This window comes from Pseudomonas sp. 32_A (genome assembly GCF_017490905.1).
Taxonomy (GTDB): domain Bacteria; phylum Pseudomonadota; class Gammaproteobacteria; order Pseudomonadales; family Pseudomonadaceae; genus Aquipseudomonas; species Aquipseudomonas inefficax.
Genome location: NZ_JAFGYI010000553.1, coordinates 1 through 226, shown reverse-complemented (window position 1 = coordinate 226; position 226 = coordinate 1). Strand labels below are relative to the sequence as shown.

Below are 226 nucleotides of genomic sequence, written 5' to 3'. Positions count from 1 at the left end.
CATCACGCTGCCAAGTTCTGGCGTGCCCACCGCCCAGATGTCGGCGGTGAAGATGTCGAGCTTGAAGGCGAACAGGCAGATCAGGGCAAACAGCAGCAGCGGCACCACCTTGGCCACGGTGGTGACCAGGTTGATGAACGCCGCCTCCTTGATACCGCGCAGCACCAGGAAGTGCACCGCCCACAGCAGCAGCGAGGCGCAGCCGATGGCGATTGGCGTGTTGCCC

1 protein-coding gene is annotated in these 226 nt (G+C 64.2%); it reads right to left on the bottom strand.

The annotated features are described in order from the left end of the window. A partial coding sequence (locus J5M58_RS28640) for an amino acid permease (RefSeq protein ID WP_207880772.1) occupies positions 1-226 on the bottom strand: 226 nt, incomplete at both ends.